This is a genomic window from Sorangium sp. So ce145, assembly GCF_051525985.1.
Lineage (GTDB): Bacteria > Myxococcota_A > Polyangia > Polyangiales > Polyangiaceae > Sorangium > Sorangium cellulosum_B.
Genome location: NZ_CP150315.1, coordinates 10,135,560 through 10,151,079 on the forward strand (window position 1 = coordinate 10,135,560; position 15,520 = coordinate 10,151,079).

The 15,520-nt window shown below is 72.7% G+C and carries 11 protein-coding genes and 2 tRNA genes; 2 read left to right on the plus strand and 11 right to left on the minus strand.

Features of this window, described 5'->3' with window-relative positions:
- Positions 1 to 3: 3 nt before the first annotated feature.
- Positions 4 to 876 carry a tetratricopeptide repeat protein gene (locus WMF34_RS37565; protein WP_012240010.1) on the minus strand — a complete coding sequence of 291 codons (873 nt, stop codon included), beginning with the start codon at positions 874 to 876 and terminating at the stop codon, positions 4 to 6.
- A gap of 117 nt (positions 877 to 993) precedes the next feature.
- Between WMF34_RS37565 and WMF34_RS37570 the strand changes: the two genes are divergently transcribed.
- Positions 994 to 3,123 carry a peptidoglycan DD-metalloendopeptidase family protein gene (locus tag WMF34_RS37570; RefSeq protein ID WP_437990812.1) on the plus strand — a complete coding sequence of 710 codons (2,130 nt, stop codon included), beginning with the start codon at positions 994 to 996 and terminating at the stop codon, positions 3,121 to 3,123.
- A gap of 218 nt (positions 3,124 to 3,341) precedes the next feature.
- On the opposite strand, the gene rpsI is transcribed toward WMF34_RS37570, so the two are convergent.
- The 7 genes from rpsI to WMF34_RS37605 all read right to left on the minus strand — a co-directional run bounded on the left by rpsI (position 3,342) and on the right by WMF34_RS37605 (position 10,327).
- Positions 3,342 to 3,734 (minus strand): 30S ribosomal protein S9, encoded by a 393-nt coding sequence (gene rpsI / locus WMF34_RS37575; RefSeq protein ID WP_012240012.1) that lies wholly within the window; start codon positions 3,732 to 3,734, stop codon positions 3,342 to 3,344.
- An 8-nt stretch (positions 3,735 to 3,742) separates the two neighbouring features.
- Positions 3,743 to 4,192 carry a 50S ribosomal protein L13 gene (rplM, locus tag WMF34_RS37580; protein ID WP_012240013.1) on the minus strand — a complete coding sequence of 150 codons (450 nt, stop codon included), beginning with the start codon at positions 4,190 to 4,192 and terminating at the stop codon, positions 3,743 to 3,745.
- A 501-nt stretch (positions 4,193 to 4,693) separates the two neighbouring features.
- Positions 4,694 to 4,778 (minus strand) — tRNA-Ser (locus WMF34_RS37585).
- A gap of 106 nt (positions 4,779 to 4,884) precedes the next feature.
- Positions 4,885 to 4,971, minus strand: a tRNA-Ser gene (locus WMF34_RS37590).
- A gap of 189 nt (positions 4,972 to 5,160) precedes the next feature.
- Entirely contained in the window at positions 5,161 to 6,921 is a 1,761-nt protein-coding gene (locus tag WMF34_RS37595) for a sensor histidine kinase (RefSeq protein ID WP_437990813.1), read from the minus strand.
- A gap of 159 nt (positions 6,922 to 7,080) precedes the next feature.
- Positions 7,081 to 8,916: a glutamine--fructose-6-phosphate transaminase (isomerizing) gene (gene glmS / locus WMF34_RS37600; RefSeq protein ID WP_012240015.1), complete on the minus strand. Its 1,836-nt coding sequence runs from the start codon at positions 8,914 to 8,916 to the stop codon at positions 7,081 to 7,083.
- Between the two features lie 58 nt (positions 8,917 to 8,974).
- Positions 8,975 to 10,327, minus strand: a complete 1,353-nt coding sequence (locus tag WMF34_RS37605) for an MFS transporter (RefSeq protein WP_437990814.1) — start codon at positions 10,325 to 10,327, stop codon at positions 8,975 to 8,977.
- Positions 10,328 to 10,482: 155 nt separating this feature from the next.
- Here WMF34_RS37605 and nhaA point away from each other — a divergent pair, with 155 nt between their 5' ends.
- Entirely contained in the window at positions 10,483 to 11,889 is a 1,407-nt protein-coding gene (gene nhaA / locus WMF34_RS37610; protein ID WP_437990815.1) for a Na+/H+ antiporter NhaA, read from the plus strand.
- A gap of 114 nt (positions 11,890 to 12,003) precedes the next feature.
- Here nhaA and WMF34_RS37615 read toward each other — a convergent pair whose 3' ends face one another.
- The 3 genes from WMF34_RS37615 to WMF34_RS37625 form a co-directional block, all read right to left on the minus strand.
- Positions 12,004 to 12,423: an RNA recognition motif domain-containing protein gene (locus WMF34_RS37615; RefSeq protein WP_012240018.1), complete on the minus strand. Its 420-nt coding sequence runs from the start codon at positions 12,421 to 12,423 to the stop codon at positions 12,004 to 12,006.
- 338 nt (positions 12,424 to 12,761) lie between these two features.
- Complete coding sequence (locus WMF34_RS37620; protein WP_437990816.1) at positions 12,762 to 14,117, minus strand: hypothetical protein; 1,356 nt, start codon at positions 14,115 to 14,117, stop codon at positions 12,762 to 12,764.
- Positions 14,114 to 15,520: a hypothetical protein gene (locus WMF34_RS37625; RefSeq protein ID WP_437990817.1), complete on the minus strand. Its 1,407-nt coding sequence runs from the start codon at positions 15,518 to 15,520 to the stop codon at positions 14,114 to 14,116. The genes WMF34_RS37620 and WMF34_RS37625 overlap by 4 nt, the downstream gene beginning before the upstream one ends.

The following is a 15,520-nucleotide window of genomic DNA, read 5'->3' on the forward strand; positions in this document are numbered from 1 at the left end:
CGTTCAGGGTTTGCTTTCCCGTGCAGCACGATCCGTCTCACCTGCTGCATCGGCCGTCGTCTTGGAGAGGATGTCGCTCACGGTCGTGGGTGTCGCCTCGTCGAGCGCGTCCCACGTACCGCCCGCCGCGGCGGCCGGCGCCGGCTCGCCTGACACAGCGCCCGCGGCGCGCCCGCTCCGCTGCGCCTCCAGCGAGCGAAGGTACATCTTCGCCGTCCTGTTGTCGGGATCGATGGCGAGCGCCTCGCGCCACTCGGCGCTCGCCTGATCGGGCGCGCCGAGGGAGAGCAGCGCGACCCCGAGCAGCACGCGCGCTGGTGCGTACTTCGGGTTCGCGTCGCGCGCGGCGGCGTAATGCTCGCGAGCGAGCGCCAGATTCCCGGCGTCGCGGTACATCGTCCCGAGGCGCAGCTGAAGATCGACGAACGTCGGACACAGCGCCACAGCCCGCGTGAGCTCGGCGATCGCTTCCTGCGCGCAACCGGCGTCGGCATAGGCCTGCGCGAGATCGGCGTGCATGTTGGCGATCTTGCCGCGCGCGAACGGGTCGAGGACGCCGCCTCCCCCTTCGCCGCGGCGGATGCGAGAGTAGACATGCCGCGCGGCCTCGTATTTGCCGAGGTCGTTGTAGGTGACGGCGAGGTTCAGCAGCGCTTCCGTGTAGTGCTCGTTGAGCTGCACCGCGCGCTCGAAGTGGGCTTCGGCCGCGAGGAAATCACCGCGTTCGTGGAGAATGACGCCGAGCATGTTGTAGACGTCCGCGAAGCGGTCGGTCTTCTCGATGATCTGCCGCAGGGCGTGCTCCGCGAGATCGTACTCGCGCCGCTCGTAGTGCTCCCTGCCGAGAACCAGGAGTTGCTTCAGCCGGTCGTCCATCAGGCCCGTCAGCTTACGCGACCGGCGTACGATGGGATCTGCCTTCCGCGCAACCCTTGCGTCGGCCAGGGAGTCGCGCGGTTGCAACCCCGTCGATGCCTTGGTACGCACGTCGGCGTGCCGAGTGCAGTACCCCAGAACCCGCTCGAGGCCTCCGGAGCGCCGGGCGCCGAGGACCGCGCCAGGGGGCGGAGCGGAGAGGCCGGCAGCGCGGCGGAGCCTGGCGCCGCTGTCCCGCAAGACGGGCCGCGCGTGGAGCCCGGCGCTGCTGTCCCGCAGGACCCGCCGCGCGCGGAGCCCGGCGCCGCTGTCCCGCAGGACGCGCCGCGCGCGGAGATCGTGCGCATCGGCGCGGCCGAGGACGTCGCGGACGACGCGCTCGACGCCCCCAGCAAACCGGCCACGCCGCCGCTGACCGCGCCGCTTCAGGGCGGTCGCCGGGGCGAGGGCGCTCCGGCCGCTCCCTGGTCGCGCAGCAGCGAGCTGCGCGCGCGCGCGGCGTCGACGTGGCCGCCGCAGCTCCCTCCTCCTTCTTCTTCTCGCGGGCGCGCATCGGCGCCCTGGTCGCGCGGCAGCGATCCGCGCGCGCAGCCCCTGCGGTCGCCGTCGCTCATGGACGGCGGTCCCCACGCGGGCCCCGGTTCGACGGACGGCCCGCGGCTTCCTCCCGGCCTCACCCGGCCCCCTCCAGGACCGCACCTGTCGCCGCGCATGACCGCGGTCTTCGGCGGCATCTTCGGCCTCGCGACGCTCACCTCGCTCATCGCGCTGCTGATCCAGGGCGTCCCGGTGCGCGACGAGCGCGCGCTGGTCGCGGCGAGCCCGGCGGCCTCGGCAGCAGGTACGGACGGGGCCGCCGGGCCGTCCTCCGTGCCCGAGGTGAAGACCAAGCAGCGCACCCCGCTGCCCGGCCCATGGCGGATCTCCGAGCTCGGGAAGGATCCTTCCGTGCTCCTGGTGAGCGACGTGATGGACCGCCGGTCGTTCATCACGGCCCTCGACGAGAAGGGCGTGCCGAAGGCGCAGATCTACCGGATCATGAAGGCCTTCGACGGGCTGCGGAAGTTCGACAAGTGCGGCCGCAAGGACCGGTTCACGGTCGCGATGGATCGCTCCACGCGCCGCGTCCGCGCCTTCGAGTACGAGGTCTCGGCGAGCGAGATCTACCAGGCGAGGGACGACGCGGCCGGGCTGCTCAAGGGCGCCGCGCTCGACATGAAGATCGCCGAGGAGGAGGTCGTCGCCTCCTTCTACGTGGGGAAGGATCTCGCCGACGCGATCCGGGCGGGGGGCCTGGAGCCCGGCGTGCTCGACGCGATCGACGACGCGCTGAACGGGCGCCTCTCGACGGAGAGCTTCGAGGAGGGGAGCACGGTCCGGCTGATCGCCGTCGAAGAGACGGCGCTCGGGATGTTCTCCCGGTACAAGAAGGTCATCGCGCTCGAGTACCGGCCCGCGGATCCCGCGGAGAAGCCGGTGCGCATCTACGATTTCAAGGGGCAAGAGGCCCGCGGCACGTTCGATGAGCGCGGCCGGCAGCCGCACGCCGGCGGCTGGCGCGCGCCGCTCCCGGGCGCGCCCGTGACGTCGAAGTTCAACCCGCAGCGGATGCACCCCGTGCTGAAGAAGAGGATGCCCCACAACGGGACGGACTTCGGCGCGCCGACGGGAACGCCGGTGTACTCGGCGTATCGCGGCGTGGTCGACTGGGTCGGTCCGGCGGGTCCGAGCGGCAACCTCGTCACGGTGGCGCACCCGAACGGGGTCACCACCGGCTATGCGCACCTGTCGAGGTATGCCCCCGGGATCAAGGCGGGCATGAAGGTGGGTACCCACCAGCTCGTCGGCTACGTCGGGTCGACGGGCCGCTCGACGGGCCCTCACCTTCACTTCACCGCGAAGAGGGACGGCAAGTACTTCGATGCCGAGACGCTCCAGCTCGATGGAGAGCGCGTGATGCCCGCCATCGATCGCGCGGCGTTCGCCGCGGCGAAGGAAGCGCTCGACAAGCGGCTCGACGCCATCCCGCTGCCCGAGCCGCCGCCCGAACCGGCGAAGCCGGAGGCGGCAGAGCCTCCCTCGCCGCCGCTCGCGGCCACCGGCAGCGAGGCCTCGGCCGCCGCCGCGCCGGACGTCGGACCGAGCGGACCGAACGAGCAAGAAGCGCAGCCGCCGGAAGGCGCCGGGGACGACGACGGCGAGCTCATCGAAGGCGCCGATCTCAAGAGCCCGCCGGAAGCGATGTGACGCCGAGCGGACCGAGAGGTCTGCTCGATGAGAACAGACGCCGAGCGGGCCGAGAGGTCCGCTCGATGAGAACAGACGCCGAGGGACGAGCTGCCCCGTCCTCGGCGCCTTCGCGGCATCGGGCAGACAAAACGCACCGAGGACGCGGAGGGGGAAACCCTCGCGTCCTCGATGTCCTTGCCATGCCGTCCATCCCGATGGGCGGCGGCCCAGGCCTGCTACCGCTTCGAGTACTGGAAGCGCTTGCGGGCGCCGGGCTGGCCGTACTTCTTGCGCTCCTTCTTGCGCGCGTCGCGCGTGAGGAAGCCCGCGCGCTTGAGCGACGGCCTGCGCTCCGGATCGAGCTCGCAGAGGGCGCGCGCGATGCCGTGCCGCATCGCCTCGGCCTGCGCGCTGTGGCCGCCACCGACCACGGTCGCGCTCACGTCGAACTGATCGAGCAGCTCGAGCAGCTCCAGCGATTGACGCATCACCATGCGCGAGGTCTCGCGGACGAAGTAATCGTCAGCGGGCCTCTGGTTCACCTTGATGTTGCCGGTGCCCGGCGAGAGGAAGACGCGCGCAACGGCGGTCTTACGCTTACCAGTGGCGTACGTTCTCGTTTCCGTCATGGCTTTGCTCAGCTGTAGCTAAGGGGCTGCGGCTTCTGCGCCGCGTGGGGGTGATCGGGACCGGCGTAGACCTTGAGCTTGGTGAGGAGCTCGCGCCCGAGCACGTTCTTCGGGAGCATGCCCTTCACGGCCTTCTGGATCGGGAGCTCCGGCTTGCGCTCGAGCAGGTGACCGTACGACTCGGAACGGAAGCCGCCCGGCTCGCCGCTGTGCCGCACGTAGTTCTTCTGCTGGAGCTTGCGGCCCGTCAGAAGGACCTTCTTGGCGTTCACGACGATCACGAAGTCGCCGGTGTCGACGTGCGGCGTGAACGTGGGCTTGTTCTTGCCGCGGAGCACCGTGGCGATGCGGCTGGCAAGGCGGCCGAGGGGCTTGCCTTCCGCGTCGATCACCCACCACGTACGCTCGTTGCGGGCCTCCGCAGGCTTGGCGGAAAAGGACTTGGGCTGAGGATTCATTGGGCGAAAAACTCCGGAAGGGCGCCTGCCAAAAAGGGGCGCCACTTCTACAAGGCGGCCCTTCGCCTGTCAAGCGTCTCAGGCTTCTGCGGGGGCATCGTCGTCGTCCGGCGAGCGTTGGTCAAGCGGGGTTTGTCGACAAGCCGCCGGCGTCCGTCCGTCACGTCGGTCCCGTCGGTCTCGTCGCTCCCGTCGGTCCCGTCAGTCCCGCCGCGCACCGCTGGCTTGTCTCGGGTTCCCATATTTCTCTTATTTGCCCGACCATCCAGCTCGCCAGGGCGTTGAACCAGGCAGCGCCTCAGCCGCATCGACGGCGAACGAGCCCAAAGCTCCCCCTCGAACGCCGCGCCAGGCAACACTGCGACGAGAAGACGCGGCGGTCGAGCGACCGGCCGATCCCGTCTCCTTGCTCATCGTTCACATCACATCGCTCGCCGACGTCCTGCTGGCTCGCTTGAAGGAGCGCATCGCGGCAAGGAGTCGATCGATGGTTCAGCTCAGCGGAGAGGGCGGGATTCGAACCCGCGGTACGTTGCCGTACACACGATTTCCAGTCGTGCACCTTCGACCACTCGGTCACCTCTCCCGATACAACTTCAACGCGCCCCGCTTCCTGCCGGACCGGCGCCGCTCGAGAGAGAGCGGGCGGTCAGAGCCCACCTGCTTCAACGGGGGCAAGCAGCCAAGCGTAGCGGAGAGAGCGGGATTCGAACCCGCGGTACCCTTGCGGGTACACCTGATTTCGAATCAGGCACCTTCGGCCTCTCGGTCACCTCTCCGCCGGCGAACATGGCAAAGCGGGGCCGGCTGGTCAAGCATCTCCTGACCACCGACCGGTCCGGAGGTGCGCTTTCGGCGCCGAGGCCCCCGCCAGCAGCCCGGAGCGCGCTCCCGGGCCGCGCTCGTCGTCGAGCCTGCGGGGCGCTCTGCGCTGCAAGATCCGCGGCGCCGCACCGGCGGGAGCGGCCCTACCCCGCCCCGCGCGGCGCCTGCCCTCCGCGAGCGGCTGGCCGCGCCGGAGCGGCGCCCTCGGACGCAGGCTCGCGATCGCCGTCGGAGAAGGCCTCGGCCCCGAGCGCGGCGCGCGCCGCGGGCGTGCCTGCGCGCGGGAGCCGGATGACGAAGCGCGCGCCGCCGAGCGGGGACTCGAGCACGTCGATGGTGCCGCCGTGATCGACAACGATCTTCTTCACGATGCTCAGGCCGAGCCCCGTGCCGTCGTACCGCGTCGTGACGTACGGATCGAACACCGAGTCCCGCACGGCGGGATCGATGCCCGGGCCGTCGTCGTCGATCGCGATGAGGTGGCTCTGCCCCTCGCTCCGCGCCGAGACGCGAACGCTGCCCCACACGGCGGCGCCCGGGCGCTCTCGGGCCCCTCCGCCGGGCGCCGCTCGCTGCGCGTCGCGCAGCGCCTGCGCCGCGTTGCGCACGATGTTGCCGAGGGCGCGCCGGAGCATCTCGCGATCGAGCGCGGCCGGCATCGGGACATCCGGCACGTCGAACTCGAGATCGACGCGCCCGAGCAGCGCCTCGTCCGAGGCGTGCTCGCGCCCCGCCTCCTCGACCGCGGCGAAGCGCTCGCCCTGCTCGCGCAGGAACTCCGCGAGATCCGAGGGCTCGAGCTCTGCCCGCGGGAGCCGCGCGAAATTGGAGAACTCGCCGACGAGGCGGCGCAGGGTGCCGACCTCCTCCTCGACGACCTCCAGCGTCGTCTGGAGCAAGCGCTGGTACGCCGGGTCGCTGCCCGCATAGCGCCGGTGGCACTCCTCGACGGCGAGCTGGATCGGGGTCAGCGGGTTCTTGATCTCGTGCGCGAGGTGCCGCGCCATCTTCTGCCACTCGCCCATGCGCTTGAGGAACTCGATCCGCGCGCGGCTGCCCTCGAGCTCCTCGAGCATGCGGTCGAAGGCGCGGCCGAGATCGGCGACCTCGTCGTCGCCCTGCAGCCCCACGCGCACCGAGAGGTCGCCCTCCGCGACGGGCCGGGTCGCCGCGGCGAGCCGCGCGATGCGGTCGACCACGGGGCGCGCCACGAGCACGCCGGCGAGGATCGCGAGGAGGATCGTCGCGCCGAGCAGGGCGGCGAAGGCGTCGCCGTAGCTCTCGTCGAGGTACTCCTTCCGGTGCTCCCGCTCGAGGGCGTGGTACGCCTGCGCGAACGCCTGGGCCGCGTCGAGCTCGTCGAAGCGCGCGCTCGGCGCGGCGAACGTCGCGACGAGGGTCCGCGCGTCGCCCTCGCAGCCGCCGTCGTCGGGCGCGGGATCGCCGGGCTCGGCGGCGTGGCCGGGCGCGCGCGCGATCGCCTTCCGGACCGTGAGCGTCTTCTCGTGCGCCGGATCCACCGGGCGGCCGCGCTCGCGCGCTCCGACGAGGTCTCCGCCGCAGCGCTCGACGCGGAGGGAGACCAGCGCGGGGTGAGCCGCGATGATGCGCGCGAGCTCGGCGTCGAGGCGCTGCGCCTCGCCGGTGAAGGCGGCCTCGCGCAGCGGGTCCGCCGCGACGATCGCGTCGGCCTCGGAGCGCATGCCCTGCTTGATGGCGGCGGCCAGCTCGGCGTACACGCCGAGCGCCCTGTCCAGGTGGACGCCGAACTCGGGCTGGAACGCCGTCGCCGACACCCGCGCGATCACCGTCCGGGCGACCACGATGCTGGCGACGAGCGGGATCAGGGCGGTCACGAGGATGGCCGCGACGACCCGCCGCTCCGTCCTGCCGGGGATGCGCATGCGCGCAGCATAGCCGCGGCCCCGCGCGGGCGCGCAGGCGCGGGGCGGGGGCGCCCGCGCTGAAGAAGGAGGGGCGCGCACCGCAGAGGAGCGCTGCGCGCGGCAGAGGAGGCCGCTCGCCGCGGCGGGGATGCCGCGCCGCGAGAGCGACGTTGCTCGTTACTCGACGGTGACCGTCTTCGCGAGGTTGCGCGGCTGATCGACGTCGTTGCCCTTCAGGTTGGCGACGTAATAGGCGATGAGCTGGAGCGGGAGCACGGTAAGGAGCGGCCCGACCTCGTCCGGCACCTTGGGGATCCAGACGTGGTGCTGAGCGATCTCGAGGATCGACTCGTCGCCCTTCGTGGCGATCGCGACGACCTGCCCCTCGCGCGCCCGGACCTCCTGCAGGTTGGAGAACGTCTTGTCGTAGTGCGCGTCGCGCGGGCAGACGACGATGACGGGGAGCGCCTCGTCGATGAGGGCGATCGGCCCGTGCTTCATCTCGCCGGCCGCGTAGCCCTCGGCGTGCGCGTACGAGATCTCCTTCAGCTTGAGCGCGCCCTCGAGCGCGATGGGGAAGCCGAGGCCGCGCCCGAGGAACAGGACGTCCTTCGCGTGGACGAGGCGCTTCGCGATCGCGTGCACGTAGTCGGCGTCGCCGAGCACCTCGCGCATGTGGCTCGGGATCTCCCAGAGGGCCTGGAGGATCTCGCGCCCGCGCTCCGCCGGCAGCGAGTCGCGGCGGCGGCCGAGGTAGACGGCGAGCAGGAGGAGCGCGGCGAGCTGCGTGGTGAAGGCCTTGGTCGAGGCGACGCCGATCTCGGGGCCCGCGTGCGTGTAGAGCGCGCCGTCGGAGAGGCGCGGGATCGCGCTGTCGAGCACGTTGCAGAGCGCCAGCACCTTGGCGCCCTGCGCCTTCGCCGCCTTGAGCGCAGCGATCGTGTCGGCGGTCTCGCCCGACTGGCTGATGGCGATCACGAGATCGTCGGGGAAGAAGATCGGCTCGCGGTAGCGGACCTCGCTCGCGAGCTCGACGACCGTGGGGACCCTGGCGAGCTGCTCGATCCAGTAGCGCCCGGCGATGCCGGCGTGGTGGCTCGTGCCGCACGCGACGATGTAGACCCGGCGCAGCTCCTTCGCGAACTCGGGCGTGACCCCCATCTCGGTCGCGTGCACGTCGCCGGCGGCGAGATCGATCCTGCCGCGCAGCGTGGCCTCGACGACGTCGGGCTGCTCGTGGATCTCCTTCAGCATGAAGTGCTTGTAGCCGCCGCGCTCCGCCTGGACGGGGCTCCAGTCGATGCGCTTCACGCGCCGCTCGACCTTCTCGCCGCCGGCCACGGTCTCGATGCGGACGCCGCTCGCGCGCAGCTCGACGATGTCGCCGTCCTCGAGGAAGATCATGTCGCGGGTGTGGGCGAGCAGCGCGGGGATGTCGCTGCCGCACAGCATCTCGTCCTCGCCAGCGCCGACGACGAGCGGCGAGCCGTACCGGGCGGCGACGATGACGTCGGGCTCGTCGCGCGAGAGGACCGCGATCGCGTAGGCGCCGTGGACCTGCCGGAGCGCGCCGCGCACGGCCTCGAAGAGCGACTTCGCGCCCTTCTGGAGCTCGCGGTGGACGAGGTGAGCGACGATCTCGGTGTCCGTGTCGGAGAGGAACTTGACCCCCTGGCTCTCCAGCTGCTGCCGGACGGCCACGTGGTTCTCGATGATGCCGTTGTGCACGACGGCCACCGGGCCCGCGGAGTGCGGGTGGGCGTTCACCTCGCTCGGGCGGCCGTGCGTCGCCCACCGCGTGTGGCCGATGCCGGTCGTGCCGTCGAGGGTCCGCTTCTCGAGCGCCTCGCTGAGCTTGATCAGCTTGCCGAGCGTCCGGACGATCTCGATGCCCTTGCCGTCATGAATGGCGATGCCGGCCGAGTCGTAGCCTCGATACTCGAGCTTCCGTAGCCCTTCGACGATGATCGGCGCCGCCTTTTTTGACCCAACGTATCCGACGATCCCGCACATGCTCGCCTCGTTCAGGTAGTGCCCGCGCGCGCCTACGCGTGCGGCGGAAAATGGAACGTTACTCCTGGCACCGGGAGCTGACAGAGAAAATCGAGCCCCCTGACGGTGAACGCCGCGTTGGTCGCGTTGGTCGCGTTGATCGCGCGAAGGTCACAGCCAGGACGAATGCTATCAACGCCGTGATCGAGGCGACCCCGAAAGTGAGGGTGCCGCCCCCGTGCTTGTAGAGCTCACCCCAGACGAGCATCCCGACGACGGATCCAGCGCCAGCGCTGGCAGTAAAGAGCCCTTGCGCCGTGGCGAGGATCTGAGGCGGGGAGCGATCCCGCGTGTAGGCGAGCGAGGCGACCCACATCATGCCGAACGAGACCGCGTGGAGCGGCTGGATCGCCAGCAGGGCGGGCCAGAAGCGCACATACGAGAGCAGCGCCCAGCGGAGCGAGGCGCCCGCGAACGCGAACGCGAGCACCGTGGGCGGAGCGAACCGCTTGAGGAGGGGGCCGGAGAACGCCATGAGCGCGATCTCTCCGGCGACGCCGACGGCCCACGCGACCCCCACCAGCGACTCGGGGAAACCGATGTCGCGCAGGTGCAGCGTGTAACAGAGATCGTACGAAGAGGTGGCGCTCTGGGCCAGGAACGACGCCGCGAGGAACAGGCGGAAATCGTGGCTCTGGAGGAGGGCACGGGCGCGCTGCCGCACGGAGCCTCCGGCGGCCGGAGAGCTCGCAGCGCCGGCGGCGCCTTCGCCTTCGGCGGCCGGAGCGCGCGCAGCGCCGGCGGCGTCGGCCGCTCCGTCGCGCACGCCGGACCGACGGAAGGGCGCCTCGCCGCGCGCCGGGAGGGCCCACGAGATGGCGAACGCGATCAGCAGGGAGGCAGCGATCGTGGCGGGGAACGCGGCCGGCCGCACCGGATCGACGAGGGCTCCGCTGGCGATCGCCATCAGCGCGAAGCTGATCGAGCCCCAGAGCCTGAGCCGGCCGTAGGCGATGCCGGAGCTCGCCGACGCTTCCACCGCGACGACGTCGGCCATCGTGAACATCGGCGATCGAAAGAACGCGAACGCGAGCGCCGCGACGAAGAGGCCGGCGAAGCCGAGCGACACGCCGAGCGCCGACGACAGCGCGAGCAGCGCGAACACGACGAAGGCGCCGGCGCAGGCCGCCCGGATCAGCCACACCCGCACGCCGAGCGAGTCGGCGATCAAGCCGAACACCGGCGGCGCGACGAGGCCCATCGCCGGGAGCGTCGCCGCGATCGCCCCCATCGCGAGCCCCTGCATCCCCCGCGCCTCCAGCCAGCTCGGGAACAGCGGCAGGTACACGCCGAGGACGGCGAAGATACCGAAGTAGTAAAGCGAGATCGCCCGCGGCGACGGCCCGTGCTCTGAAGGGATGGAAGGAGGCATCGGCTGTGAGCGGCCCGCCCCGAGCGCGAGGGGCGTTCAGCGTGCCGCTCTCTGACGCCCGCCAGGCAAAGGAGCAAGCTCCGCGCCCCGGAAGCGCGGAGCTCGGGTCATTGCCGCTTCTCGATCGCCGTGGGGCGCCCTACCGTACGCGCGGGATGGGCACCTCGGACCTCCGCAACGCTCCGCCCGGAACCTGGTTGCCCGCGCGCCGCCTGGCGCTCTGGATCTTCCAGCCCCTCGAGCGGTTCCTCCACGTCCAGGCGGCGAGCGGCATCGTCCTGCTCATCGCCACCGCGGTGGCCCTCGCGTGGGCGAACTCTCCCTGGGCAGCTTCGTACGAGCGCCTCTGGCACACGCCCGTGAGGCTCGGCGTCGGCTCCTACCTCGTCGAGCGCGATCTCCATTTCTGGATCAACGACGGGCTGATGACGATCTTCTTCTTCGTCGTCGGGCTCGAGATCCGGCGCGAGATTCATCAAGGCGAGCTCTCCGTCCTGAAGCGGGCGGTGCTGCCCGTCGCGGCCGCGCTCGGGGGCATGCTCTTCCCGGCGCTCATCTACCTCGCGCTGAACCCGAGCCCGCCGGAGCGCAGCGGATGGGGCGTGCCGATGGCGACGGACATCGCGTTCGCGGTCGGCGCGCTGGCGCTGCTCGGCAACCGCGTCCCGGCGGCGCTGCGCGTGCTGCTCCTCGCGCTCGCGATCATCGACGACATCGGCGCGATCCTCGTCATCGCCGTCTTCTATTCGTCGAGCATCTCGGTCACGGGGTTCGGGCTCGTGGCCGTGGGCATCGCGGGCGTGCTCGCGCTGCAGCGCTTCGGCGTCCGCTCGCCGGTGGTCTACGCCGCGGCCGGCGTCGTCATCTGGGCCGGCCTGCTGAGCGCCGGCGTGCACCCCACGATCACGGGGGTCCTGCTCGGGCTGCTCACGCCGGTGCATCCCTGGTTCGGCGAGGAGGGCTTCCTCGCCGAGGCCCGGAGGGCGCTAGAGGACTTCCAGGAGCGCGCGACCGGCGGGCATGACGCGCGCGAGCTCACCGGGCCGCTCGCGCAGCTCTCGCAGGCGCGGCGCGAGGCGCTGCCGCCCGTCGTGCGCCTGGAGGCCGCGCTGCATCCGTGGGTCGCCTACGGGATCATGCCGCTGTTCGCGCTCGCCAACGCGGGCGTGAGCCTCGGCGACGTGCACCTCGGCGCGGCGGGATCGACGCGGCTACTGCTCGGGGTCGTCTTCGGCCTGACGATGGGCAAGCCGCTCGGGATCATGGTCGCGTGCTCCCTGTCGGTGAAGCTCGGCCTCGCCGCCCTCCCGCGCGGCGTTCTCTGGCGAGGCGTGCTCGTCGTGGGATGCGTCGCGGGCATCGGCTTCACGATGGCGATCTTCGTCGCGGGGCTCGCGTTCGGAGCGGGGCAAAGGCTCGGGGTCGCGAAGCTCGCCGTCCTGCTCGGGTCGCTGATCTCGGCCCTCGTCGCGATGGCCGTCGGCAGGCTCGTGCTCCGCCCCGCGGAGGCAGGCCAGATCGCCGCGACGGCCGATGAGGCGGAGGCATCGACGGAGTACTGATCGATCGGGGCCTCGGCGCGCGTGACGGCGGTCGCCGCACAGGGCAGCGCACAAACGAGAACGGCGGCGCCTCCGGGGAGAGGCACCGCCGTCAAAACGTCGGCCTAGCTCGGCTCAGTACCGATCGCCGCCGCGACCGCCACGGCCGCCGCGGCCGCCACCACCGCCGCCGCCGTAACCGCCGCCGCCACCGCCACGGCCGCCGCGGCCACCACCGCCGCCGCCGCCGCCGTAACCGCCGCCGCCGCCGCCGCCGTAACCGCCGCCGCCACCACCACCACGCTGGACCCGCTCCTCCGCCTCGTTCACGCGAAGCGGACGGCCGTCCATCATGGCGCCGTTCATGTTCTCGATCGCCTGCTGGGCCTGCTCAGGCGTGCCCATCGTGACGAACCCGAAGCCACGCGACTGCCCACTCTCGCGGTCGGTCACGATGTGTACATCCGTCACCTCGCCGCTCTGGGCGAACGCGGCCTGCACGGAGGCCTTGGTGGCGGAGAAGGGGAGATTACCAACGTAGAGGCGAGTACCCATGACACTGATTCACTTCACGGCTCTGCGAGATGCGTCAGCTTCGGTGCCGAACAGTGCCCTGCCGCCCCGATGGAGCCGTGGGGGATCGAGGGGGGGCGGCGCTGGGGAGGAGCCCCCGGTGCGCCACACGTTGCGTCGTCCAGTCCGCGATCAATCCGCGATCCCCGAGAAGAGAAGCGTCGTGTCGAGTGCCAGTGACGTTCGTGACCAGCCGATAGTAACCAAATGTCCCCACCGCGCAAGCGCTCGAAGCGGCCCCCATCACCGCGACCCTCGCCCGGACGTCCCGAACAGCCGCCGCGCGGTCGCGCTCGCTTCCGCGCGGGGGTAGGCACACATCAGCGCCTGGCTGGGCGGCGGAAGGTGGCGCCGAGATCCCAGCCCTCGCCGCTGGCGGCGCGCGCGAGCGCGACGTCCGGCAGCACGCCGCCCGCGATCCGGACCTCGGCGATCACGCCGAGGCGGAGCGTGGCGGTGAGCGAGCGGGGGGCGGCGCCGGGCACGAGGCGGGGCGGGTGACGGGCGAGGTCGAGGGCGCGGCTGCGATCGTCGGCGGTCGCGAGGGCGAGCAGCGCGCCGAGGGGCCCGGGGCCGAGCGGGCGCACCAGCCCGATCGCGAGCGTCGCCTTCCCGCGGGCGCGGCGGCGCCCGAGCTCCGCCCGCGCCACCGGCTCCGCGGTGACCTCGTGCCCAGGCCGCGAGAGGATCGGCGCGACCGCCTCGGCGACCTCGACGAGGTGGGCGGCTGACTCGTCCACGAGCAGCGACGCCGGGGGCCCTCCCCACGCGGGATCGCCGTGCGCCCTCGGGAGGCCGACGAGGCCGAGGTGCGCGAGGCGCTCGGGCGGCAGCGCGTCGACCAGCCGCTGCGCGACGCCAGGCTGACCGAAGGGCCCGGCGTCGGGGCCCGTCGTGAGCACGATCCACCCGGCGACGCCCAGATCGAAGCGGACGGCGCCTCGGCGGTTCGTGTGGAGGCCGGCGCCGAGCCAGCCGAGGTCGTCGCGCTCGGTCTCGAACGCGCGCAGCGAGGTCGTCAGGTCGTCGGAGCGGATCACCTCGATCGCGTCGAGGAAGGCGGCGCCGCGCGCGGCGACGTCGTTGCGCGTCAGCGTGATCTGCCCCGGGCCGACGTCGGCCCGGAACGCGCCGGTGCCATCCGGCGCCGCGGGGTCGAAGCTGCGCGGCAGGAGCGCGACCATCGGCGACGCGAGCGCGCGGGCGACGCGGGCGGGATCCGCGCGCGGGAACACCGCGGCGAGCGGATCCCTCGGGTGCCGCTCGGGCCTCGGGATGTCGGCGAGCGCCGCGGCGGCGCCGCGAGCGCGGGCGCGCTCGACGGAGCTCACGATGTCGCGGCCGTCGAGCTTGAGCAGGCGCGCGGTGCGAAGCCCCTCGCGGAGGCGCACGACCGCGCCATCCGCCCCGCGCGACGGCAGCGCGGACGAGAGCGTCGGGTACGGGTTCCCGGACGCGTCGAGCCCGTAGAGGCTGTCGGCGATCGCCGGCGCGAACAGCGCCGCGGCGGGATCGCTCAGCTCGTGCGGATCGAGCGAGCTCGTCGGCCACGGGAGGTGCATCGAGAGGCGGCCGCCGAGCGGGGTGCGCCCCATCGCGCGCGCGACCTCCGGGAGGGCGGCGGCGCCGAGCAGCGCGCCGACGCCGCCGAGAAAGGCGCGGCGCGGGAGGCTCACCGCACCACCCAGATCTCGTCCGCGGTCGCGACGGCGAACGGGGCGCGCCCGGCCCCGTCGGGCGGACAGACCGCGAGGGCGCGCACCCCCGCCGGCGCCGGCAAGCGCAGGATCTCCTCGGGCGCCGCGCGGGACGGGCCGCCCTCCCGGCGCCGCCACGACCAGACAACGACGGCATCCTCGAGCGGATCGAGGACGTCGAGGCTGGCGAGCAGCTCGGGCTCTCCATCCTGATCGAGATCGCCGACCGCGAGCTGCGCCCCGGCGCTGCCCACGACCTTGCGACGGCCCGCGCTGTCCCGGAGCTCGACCGCGCCGCGCTCGCGCGTCGCCCAGACCGCGAAGGGCTCGCCCTGCGTGGACAGGAGCTGCGCCGACGCGATCGCGTCGTACCGGCCGGAGAGCGACGCGGTCGCCGGCGGGGGATCGGCCGGGGCGCACGGCCCGAGCGAGCCCGTGAGGAGCGGCCCCCACGCCGTCGTGCAGGCCGAGCCGCCCGCGTCCGGGATCGCCAGCCCCGGCAGCTCGGCGAGCGCCTTCAGCTCGCCGTCGAAGCGGACGCTGCGCGCGCGGTCGGTGAGCCCGACGTCGGCGAACGGCGGCAGGCGCTCGCCGTCCCTCGCGCGCTCGACGAGCGTGGCGAACGCGAGCGGCTCGCGCAGCGGCGCCGGGTGCACGGCGACAACGTCCGGCCACGGGCGCGACGCGAGCGGCACGACCCGGCCGCCGCGGAGGCGGAGCGTCGTCACGCGCCGGCGGCTCACGCTCAGGAGCTCGAGCGCCCCGTCGGCGTCGAGATCGCCGCACGCGAGCGCGACCACGTCGCCCTCGAAGTTCTTCGCGCGGTCGACCCTGGCGGCGACGAGCGGGATCGGCGCGAGGAAGCTGCGGATCTCCGCGTCGATGGGCGCCTCGGCGTAGGCGTGGGCGATGGGCCCCGGCTCCGGGTCGCGGATGCGCGCCCAGACGGTGCGCGGCACCGGGTACACGTCCGCGGTGACACGCAGCTTCCCCGCCGCGATCTCGACGACGAGGTGGACGAGCGCCGCGTCGTCGCGCGCCGCCTCGCGCGCGAGCGGCAGCGAAATCGGGTCCTTCTGCGCGCGCACGCCGGCGCCGAGCTTGCCCGCGACGTGGGCGGCGAGCGTGGCCACGAGCTGGGCGCCGCGCGGCGCGGGCGCGTCGGAGACCAGCGGCGCGGCGGCCACGAGCGCGCGGCCGTCCACGGCGTCGAGCGAGCGCACGAGCGCGTCGACGGCGCGCGCCACGGCCGAGCGCGGCGGCCTCGGCGCCGGCGACGCAGGAGGCGGCGCAGCGGGCGGAGGAGACGGCTGCGCCGCGGCGGGACGCGCGAGCGCGAGGAGAGCGACAAGGAGGAGGCCCCGGGGCGACAACGGTGACAT